The organism is Microbacterium oleivorans, from assembly GCF_001644225.1.
GTDB classification, from domain to species: Bacteria; Actinomycetota; Actinomycetes; order Actinomycetales; family Microbacteriaceae; genus Microbacterium; species Microbacterium gawkjiense.
The window spans coordinates 1,360,474-1,368,717 of sequence record NZ_LSTV01000001.1 but is presented as its reverse complement, the minus strand read 5'-3'; the positions used below and the strand labels follow the sequence as shown (position 1 = coordinate 1,368,717).

Below are 8,244 nucleotides of genomic sequence, written 5' to 3'. Positions count from 1 at the left end.
GGGGGGACCCTGTGGGAGAGTAGGACACCGCCGGACTTCTTTCGTGAAATGGCCACCCAGAGTTGGGTGGCCATTTCTCGTTAACGCGTACGTGGGAGGACAGAGAAGATGACGGACGAAGAGCGCCCTGGACGGTCGGGCGGTAAGCGGAAGTTCACGCCTGCTTCCTCGCGATCGCGAGACGAGCGACCGCGGGATCGCGGGCGGTCAGAGCCCACCGATCGCGACCGTCGCGCACCCGAGCGTCGTGACGGCGAGCGTCGTCCGTACGAGAAGCGGGACGGTGACCGTCCTTCGTATCCCCAGCGCGACGGTGAGCGTCGTCCTTATGAGAAGCGTGAGGGTGACCGTTCGTCGTACCCGCGTCGCGATGGGGAGCGTCGTCCCTACGAGAAGCGTGACGGTGACCGTTCGTCGTACCCGCGCCGTGATGGGGAGCGCCGTCCGTATGAGAAGCGTGACGGTGACCGTCCCTCGTACCCGCGTCGGGACGGCGAGCGTCGTCCCTATGAGAAGCGTGAGGGTGACCGTTCGTCGTACCCGCGTCGCGATGGGGAGCGTCGTCCCTATGAGAAGCGTGACGGTGACCGTTCGTCGTACCCGCGCCGTGACGGCGACCGTCCTTCGTACCCGAAGCGTGACGGCGAGCGTCGTCCCGATGAGAAGCGCGACGGTGACCGGCCGTCGTATCCGCGTCGTGATGGCGACCGTCCGTCGTACCAGAAGCGGGACGCGGAGCGTCGTCCGTACGAGAAGCGGGACGGTGACCGGCCGTCGTACCCGCGCCGTGACGGCGACCGTCCGTCGTACCAGAAGCGGGACGCGGAGCGCCGTCCGTACGAGAAGCGGGACGGCGAGCGGCCGTCGTACCCGCGCCGCGAAGGGGACCGCCCCTCGTACCCGAAGCGCGATGGGGAGCGCCGTCCGTACGAGAAGCGCGACGGCGAGCGGCCCTCGTACCCCCGCCGTGACGGCGAGCGTCGCTCCATCGAGGGGCGTGACGGCGACCGTCGCGCCTCGCGCCCGCCGCAGGGTTCGGACCGCAGGAACGTCCCCGCCGGACCGGTCGTCCCCGACGACGTGACGGCCCGCGACCTCAACGGTGCCGCGCGCAACGAACTGAAGACCCTGAGCAAGGACAACGCCGAGCAGGTCGCGCGGCACCTCGCGATGGCTGCGCGTCTCATCGACGAGGATCCCGCGCTCGCGCACGAGCACGCCCTCGCGGCATCCCGAAGCGCCGGTCGCATCGCCGTCGTCCGCGAGACCGTCGCGATCACGGCTTACGCCGTGGGCGACTTCGCCCTCGCGCTCCGCGAGCTGCGGACGTTCCGACGCATCTCCGGTCGCGACGACCAGATCGCCCTCATGGTCGACAGTGAGCGTGGCGTCGGTCGGCCCGACCGCGCGCTCGAAGTGGGACGCGCGGTCGATCGCGCAAGCCTGCCGACCGAGGTACGCGTCGAGCTCGCGATCGCGATGTCCGGCGCGCGCCTCGACCTCGGCGAACCCGAGCGGGCGCTGCAGGAGTTGGACATCCCCGAACTCGACCCCGACACCGCCTACCCGTGGAGCCCGGGCCTCTTCGCCGCCCGCGCAGCCGTGCTCGAGGAGCTCGGTCGTGACGACGAAGCCGCCCAGTGGCAGCAGCGGGCCGACGTCGCCGCCGCGGCTATCGGCGAGATCGACGCCGACTCCGAAACCATCGAGATCGACGAGATCGACGAGATCGACGAGATCGAGACCGATGAGCCGGCCGAGATCGAGACCGATGAGCCGGCCGACGATGAGGCATCCGGTCAGGAGGACGGCCCGGAGGAGCGCGCCTGATGGGGCTGTTCTCGCGCTCACGTCCGACGCCGCTCGACGGCATCGACCTGATCCTCGCCGACCTCGACGGCGTCGTCTACGCCGGTGACGGTGCGATTCCGCACGCCGTCGAGAGTCTGACGCGGGCCCGGGCGGACCGTCCCCTCGGCTACATCACCAACAACGCGTCGCGACGCGACAGCGTCGTCGCCGGGCACCTCACCGGGCTCGGCCTCGAGACGCAGCCCCACGAGGTCGTGACGAGCCCCCAAGCGGCTGTCCGGCTGCTGCGCGACCGCGTGCCGGAGGGCGCGACTGTTCTCGTGGTCGGCGGCGACGGTCTCGTGTTCGAACTCGAGAAGGCCGGGTACACCGTCACCCGCAGCGCCGACGACCGGCCCGCTGCCGTCGTGCAGGGATTCGCCCCGGAGGTCGGCTGGGCTCAGCTCGCCGAAGCGGCCTACGCGCTCGCTCTCCCCGAGGACCAGGGCGGGATCCCGTGGATCGCGACGAACACGGATTGGACCATCCCGCAGGCCCGCGGCATCGCGCCGGGCAACGGGACCCTCGTCTCCGCCGTCCACACCGCCGTCGGTCGCCTCGCGACGGTCGCCGGCAAGCCCGAACGTCCGATCTTCGACGAGGCCGTCGCGCGGTTCGGGGCGCGGCATCCGCTCTTCATCGGGGACCGGCTCGACACCGACATCGCCGGCGCGCAGGCGGCGGGGATCGACTCCGTGCTGGTCCTGACCGGCATCGATCGACCGAAGCACGTGCTCGCCGCACCGACCGTGTCGCGACCGACGTTCATCGTGGGGGACCTCCGGGAGCTGCACGAGCCGTACCCCGAGACAATCGTCAAGGGCGACGTCACGACGGTCGGCGGCGCGTCGGTCCGCATCGACGGCCCGGACGTCCACATCCTGTCCGCGGGGGATCGTCCGATCGATCTCGTCCGTGCCGGTGCCGCGGCGATCTGGAACACCGGCCGCGCGATCTACGGCTTCCGGGTGCCGGAACAGCTCTACGCCGACCCGTTCCACCGCCGCTGAGCGCGCCCGCCCGCGGCAGCCGTCGCGCCGCGTAGGGTGGGACGCATGTCGATGGATGCCGCTGACGGTCCGGTCCGCCGCGAAGACCTGCTCTCGACGCTCGAGGTCATCGAGGATCAGCCCCTCGCCGAACGGGCCGCCGCCTACGCGCTCCTGCACGACGAGCTGGCGAAGCGCCTCGAGTCGGGCCCGCGCGACACCCACGCATGACGACCCGTCTCGACGCGGCCGTCGCCGCCCGCGGACTCGCACGCTCGCGCACGCACGCGGCGCAGCTCATCGACGCCGGTCTCGTGAGTGTCGACGGTCAGCCGGTCGTGAAGTCGTCGGTCAAGGTCGGTGACGATCAGCTGATCGAGGTCGCGGCATCCGATCACTACGTCAGTCGCGCCGCGCACAAGCTGATCGCGGCGCTCGACGCGTTCGCCGTCGACCCGCGAGGGCGGGTCGCGCTCGACATGGGTGCGTCGACGGGCGGATTCACGCAGGTACTCGTCGAACGGGGAGCCGTCCGCGTGCTGGCCGTCGACGTCGGACACGGCCAGCTCGCCGCCGAGATCGCCGCCCTTCCCGAGGTCGTCGCGGTCGAGGGGTTCAACGTGCGGCACATGACCGCCGCGTCGCTCACCGAGGCGGCCGGCGCCGCCGACGTCCCCTCGCTCGTCACGGGCGACCTCTCGTTCATCTCCCTCACCCACGTCCTGCCGGCTGCGGCGGCGGTCTGCGCGCCCGACGCCGATCTCGTCCTGCTCGTGAAGCCCCAGTTCGAGGTCGGCCGCACGGGCGTGCGGGAAGGACTGGTGACGGATGCCGGGCGCCGAGCGGATGCCGTCGCGACCGTCCTCTGGTCGGCGTGGGACGCCGGTCTCGGCACGCACGGCGTCATCGCGTCGCCGATCGCGGGCACCCACGGCAACCGGGAGTTCCTCATCCACCTGCGTCCCGGGACGACCGACGACGCGAATCCGACACAATGGTTGGACACCGTGAACCGACTGGCGGGAGCCGCATGACCGACGCGACGCGCAACATCCTCGTGGTGGCGCACGCGCTGCGGGAGAACACCGTCGAGGGCGCGCGGCGCGTCGTCGCCGCCGTGCACGAGGCCGGTCTGCAGCCCGTCCTCCCCGGCGACGATCCGGAACTCGCGGCGGTCCTCGGCGACCTCGACACGGCGGTCCTGGGCGAGGGCGGCGTCGACGTCACCGACATCGAGGTCGCGATCGTCCTGGGCGGCGACGGCACGATCCTGCGCGCGGCCGAGCTGGTGCGCGCGGCATCCGTCCCGATCCTGGGCGTCAACATGGGGCACGTCGGCTTCCTCGCCGAACTCGAGGCGGACGACATCGACGAGGCGATCGGTCGTGCGCTCGCGCGCGATTACGAGATCCACGAGCGGATGACGCTGTCGGTCGAGGTGCGCGACGCGCAGGACGCTGTCGTGTACCGGACCTGGGCGCTCAACGAGGCGACGGTCGAGAAAGCGTCCCGGGAGCGCATGCTCGAGGTGATGATCGAGATCGACGGTCGTCCGCTGTCGTCGTTCGGCTGCGACGGCGTCGTCGTCGCGACCCCGACGGGCTCGACGGCGTACAACTTCTCGGCCGGCGGACCCGTCGTCTGGCCGTCGGTGCAGGCGCTGTGCCTCGTGCCGTTGTCGGCGCACGCGCTGTTCGCGCGGCCGGTCGTGCTGGGACCCGAGACCTCCGTGTCGATCGACGTCCTCGAGCGTAACCAGGGCCGCGCCGTGCTGTGGAGCGACGGCCGCCGCTCGCACGACCTGCCGCCGGGAGCGCGGGTCGTGGTGCGACGGTCCACGCGACCCGTGCGCCTCGCGCGACTGCATCCGTCGGTCTTCACCGATCGGCTCGTCCGCAAGTTCCAGCTGCCCGTCGCGGGCTGGCGGGGTGCCACGGAGGCGACGCCGTGATCGAGCAGATCCGCCTCCGCGACCTCGGGGTCATCGCGGGGGCGACCCTGCCGATCGGTCCCGGCTTCACCGCGATCACCGGTGAGACCGGCGCCGGCAAGACGATGGTCGTCACGGGCCTCGGCCTGCTGCTCGGCCAGCGAGCCGATTCCGGCGCGGTCCGCGCCGGTGCCGAGCAGGCTGCGGTCGACGGCGTGTGGATCGTGCCCGAGGACGGACCCGTCGTCGAACGGGTGCGGGATGCCGGGGGCGACATCGAACCCCTCGGGGACGGCCGCGCCGAGCTCTACCTCGGACGCACGCTCTCGAGCGAGGGCCGCAGCCGCGCGACCGTCGGCGGCCGCACCGCTCCGGCCGGCGTGCTCGCCGACCTCGCGGACCAGCTCGTCGTCGTCCACGGTCAGTCCGATCAGCTGCGGCTCACGTCGGCCGCCGCGCAGCGCGAGGCGCTCGACCGGTTCGGCGGCGCTCCGGTCGCCGAGGCGCAGGAGCGTTACCGCGCGGTGTGGGATGCCTGGCGCACCGCCGCCGCAGACCTCGAGACCCTGACGACCGAACAGGGTGCTCGCGTCCGCGAGGCGGAGGAGTTGCGCGCCGCGATCGCGGACATCGAGGCGGTCGACCCCCAGCCCGGTGAGGACACGGAGCTCGCGCAGCGCGCCGAGCGCCTCGCCAACGCCGAGGAGCTGCGCCTGGCGGCGGCGACGGCGCACGCCGCGCTGTCGAACGAGGACGATCTGCCCGACGTGCAGGGGCTGCTCGCCGAGGCGCGCCGCGCGCTCGAGCGCGCGGCCGGGGCCGACGAGGCGCTGCGCGCTCACGCCGCCGTCATCGAGGAGCTCGGGTACCGCGTCGCCGACGTCGCGGGCGAGCTGAGCGGCTACCTCGCCGACCTCGACGAAGGTGGCCCCCACGAACTCGCGGCCGTCGAGGAGCGCCGGGCGGCCCTGAACGGACTCGTCCGCGTGCACGGCTCGCTCGAGGCGGCCCTCGAACTGCTCGCCTCCGGCTCTGCGCGCCTGGCCGAGCTCGACGACGACGGCGACCGCATCGACCGGCTGACGGCCGAACGGGACCGGCTGCGCGATGAGCTCGACGCGCGCGCGACGGAGCTGACCGACGCGCGGCGAGCGGCGGCATCCCGTCTGGGGGAGGCGGTCACCGACGAGCTCCGTCACCTCGCCCTGCCCGACGCCACCGTGACCGTCGCCGTCGAGCCCGGCCCCGAGGCCGCCCACGGTCGCGACGTCGTCACGATCCAGCTCGCGCCGCATCCGGGCGCGTCGCCCCGCCCCGTCGCGCGCGGCGCGTCCGGCGGTGAGCTCAGCCGGGTCATGCTGGCCATCGAGGTCGTCATCGCCGCAACGGACCCGGTTCCGACCTTCGTCTTCGACGAGGTGGATGCCGGCATCGGCGGCGCCGCGGCGATCGAGGTCGGCCGCCGGCTCGCGAAGCTCGCGGAGACGAGCCAGGTGATCGCCGTCACCCATCTCGCCCAGGTCGCCGCGTTCGCCGGCAACCACCTCTCTGTCGTCAAGGCCAGCGACGGGTCGGTGACGGCGTCGAGCGTGCGGCGGCTCGAGGGCGAGGATCGCGCCGCCGAAATGGCGCGACTGCTCTCGGGCATGGCCGACTCGGAGGTCGCGCTCGACCACGCGCGCGAACTCCTCGCGCTCGGCCGCGCCCGCTGAGCGACACCCGCGCGCACTCCGGGCGGGGCACCCGACGGGGCTGATAGAGTGAAAGCCCGTGACGGACTCTTCGGGCGCGGGACGCAAAAACAACGACATCACCAAGCACATCTTCGTGACGGGTGGTGTCGTTTCGTCTCTCGGCAAGGGCCTGACCGCCGCCAGCCTCGGCAACCTGCTCACCGCTCGCGGCCTGCGCGTCGTCATGCAGAAGCTCGACCCGTATCTGAACGTCGACCCGGGGACGATGAACCCGTTCCAGCACGGTGAGGTCTTCGTCACCGACGACGGCGCCGAGACCGACCTCGACATCGGCCACTACGAGCGCTTCCTCGACATCGAGCTGAGCCAGGCGGCCAACGTCACGACCGGTCAGATCTACTCCGAGGTCATCGCCAAGGAGCGCCGCGGCGAGTACCTCGGCGACACCGTCCAGGTCATCCCGCACATCTCCGACGAGATCAAGCGCCGGATGCGGCTGCAGGCGAGCGAAGAGCCCCGCCCCGACGTCATCATCACCGAGGTCGGCGGCACCGTCGGTGACATCGAGTCGCAGCCGTTCATCGAGTCGGCGCGGCAGATCCGCCACGAGCTCGGCCGCGACAACGTCTTCTTCGTTCACGTCTCGCTCGTGCCCTTCATGGGCGCCTCGGGGGAGCAGAAGACCAAGCCCACGCAGCACTCGGTCGCGATGCTGCGCTCCATCGGCATCCAGCCCGATGCCCTGGTCCTGCGCAGCGACCGCCCGGTGACGGAGTCCAACAAGCGCAAGATCGCGCTCATGTGCGACGTCGACGAGGACGCGGTGATCAACACCGTCGACCTGCCGAGCATCTACGACATCCCCTCGACGCTGAGCGATCAGGGCCTCGACGCCTACATCGTCCGCCGCCTCGGCCTCGGCGCGAAGGCGGGCGACATCGACTGGACCCGCTGGAACAAGGTCCTGAACGCCGTCCACAACCCCAAGCACGAGGTCACCGTCGGCCTCGTCGGCAAGTACATCGACCTGCCCGACGCCTACCTCTCGGTCACCGAGGCGCTGAAGGCCGGCGGTTTCGCGCAGGAGACGAAGGTCCAGATCGTGTGGATCCCCTCGGACCTGTGCGAGACGCCCGAAGGCGCCGCGAAGGCGCTGTCGGCCGTCGACGGCATCGTGATCCCCGGCGGCTTCGGCATCCGCGGCATCGAGGGCAAGCTGGGCGCCCTGAAGTTCGCCCGCGAGCAGGGCCTGCCGACGCTCGGCATCTGCCTCGGCCTGCAGTGCATGGTGATCGAGTACGCCCGCCACGTCGCCGGCATCGAGGGCGCCTCGTCGAGCGAGTTCGACCCCGACACCCCGCACCCGGTCATCGCGACGATGGCCGAGCAGGTCGACATCCTCGACCGCGGCGACATGGGCGGCACCATGCGCCTCGGCCTGTACGAGGCCGCGCTGGCCGAAGGATCGCTCGCGGCCGAGCTGTACGGATCGAACCGCGCCACCGAGCGTCACCGCCACCGCTACGAGGTCAACAACGCCTACCGCCGGCAGATCGCGGATGCGGGCCTGTGGTTCTCGGGCCTCAACCCCGACCTCGACCTCGTCGAGTACGTCGAGCTGCCGCGAGACGTGCACCCGTACTACATCGCGACTCAGGCGCACCCCGAGCTCCGCTCGCGTCCGACCGAGGCCAACCCGCTGTTCCGCGGCCTCATCGCCGCCGCTCTCGAGCGGCACCGCGCGAGCGAGCTGTTCGACGTCGAGAACGAGGACTGACCC

Annotated in this window: 8 protein-coding genes; 7 read left to right on the top strand and 1 reads right to left on the bottom strand. The window is 71.6% G+C overall.

Annotation, left to right across the window (positions count from 1 at the left end):
- Positions 1-207: 207 nt before the first annotated feature.
- Complete coding sequence (locus AYL44_RS14795) at positions 208-1,212, bottom strand: hypothetical protein (RefSeq protein WP_231872740.1); 1,005 nt, start codon at positions 1,210-1,212, stop codon at positions 208-210.
- Here AYL44_RS14795 and AYL44_RS14790 point away from each other — a divergent pair.
- Genes AYL44_RS14790 through AYL44_RS06585 form a run of 7 tightly spaced genes read left to right on the top strand, consistent with a single transcriptional unit; the run spans position 1,171 to position 8,241 of the window.
- Entirely contained in the window at positions 1,171-1,830 is a 660-nt protein-coding gene (locus AYL44_RS14790; RefSeq protein WP_231872739.1) for a hypothetical protein, read from the top strand. The genes AYL44_RS14795 and AYL44_RS14790 overlap by 42 nt on opposite strands.
- The gene (locus AYL44_RS06605) at positions 1,830-2,861 is read left to right on the top strand and encodes an HAD-IIA family hydrolase (RefSeq protein WP_064002391.1); all 1,032 of its coding nucleotides are present in this window, start codon (positions 1,830-1,832) and stop codon (positions 2,859-2,861) included. Before AYL44_RS14790 ends, AYL44_RS06605 begins: the two co-directional genes overlap by 1 nt.
- Before the next feature lie 45 nt (positions 2,862-2,906).
- Complete coding sequence (locus AYL44_RS14530) at positions 2,907-3,071, top strand: hypothetical protein (protein WP_157532573.1); 165 nt, start codon at positions 2,907-2,909, stop codon at positions 3,069-3,071.
- A complete protein-coding gene (locus tag AYL44_RS06600; RefSeq protein ID WP_064002390.1) occupies positions 3,068-3,874 on the top strand; it encodes a TlyA family RNA methyltransferase in 807 nt (268 codons plus the stop codon). The genes AYL44_RS14530 and AYL44_RS06600 overlap by 4 nt, the downstream gene beginning before the upstream one ends.
- On the top strand, positions 3,871-4,791 hold the full coding sequence (locus tag AYL44_RS06595) for an NAD kinase (protein ID WP_064002389.1): 921 nt from the start codon (positions 3,871-3,873) through the stop codon (positions 4,789-4,791). The genes AYL44_RS06600 and AYL44_RS06595 overlap by 4 nt, the downstream gene beginning before the upstream one ends.
- The gene (gene recN / locus AYL44_RS06590) at positions 4,788-6,482 is read left to right on the top strand and encodes a DNA repair protein RecN (protein WP_064002388.1); all 1,695 of its coding nucleotides are present in this window, start codon (positions 4,788-4,790) and stop codon (positions 6,480-6,482) included. The genes AYL44_RS06595 and recN overlap by 4 nt, the downstream gene beginning before the upstream one ends.
- A 58-nt stretch (positions 6,483-6,540) precedes the next feature.
- The gene (locus tag AYL44_RS06585; protein ID WP_064002387.1) at positions 6,541-8,241 is read left to right on the top strand and encodes a CTP synthase; all 1,701 of its coding nucleotides are present in this window, start codon (positions 6,541-6,543) and stop codon (positions 8,239-8,241) included.
- Positions 8,242-8,244: the final 3 nt, after the last annotated feature.

Coding starts and splice junctions, on each gene's coding strand:
- AYL44_RS06600 (WP_064002390.1), top strand. CDS start 3,068: ATGACGACCCGTCTCGACGCGGCCGTCGCCGCCCGCGGACTCGCACGC.
- AYL44_RS14790 (WP_231872739.1), top strand. CDS start 1,171: ATGGCTGCGCGTCTCATCGACGAGGATCCCGCGCTCGCGCACGAGCAC.
- AYL44_RS06595 (WP_064002389.1), top strand. CDS start 3,871: ATGACCGACGCGACGCGCAACATCCTCGTGGTGGCGCACGCGCTGCGG.
- AYL44_RS14530 (WP_157532573.1), top strand. CDS start 2,907: ATGTCGATGGATGCCGCTGACGGTCCGGTCCGCCGCGAAGACCTGCTC.
- AYL44_RS06605 (WP_064002391.1), top strand. CDS start 1,830: ATGGGGCTGTTCTCGCGCTCACGTCCGACGCCGCTCGACGGCATCGAC.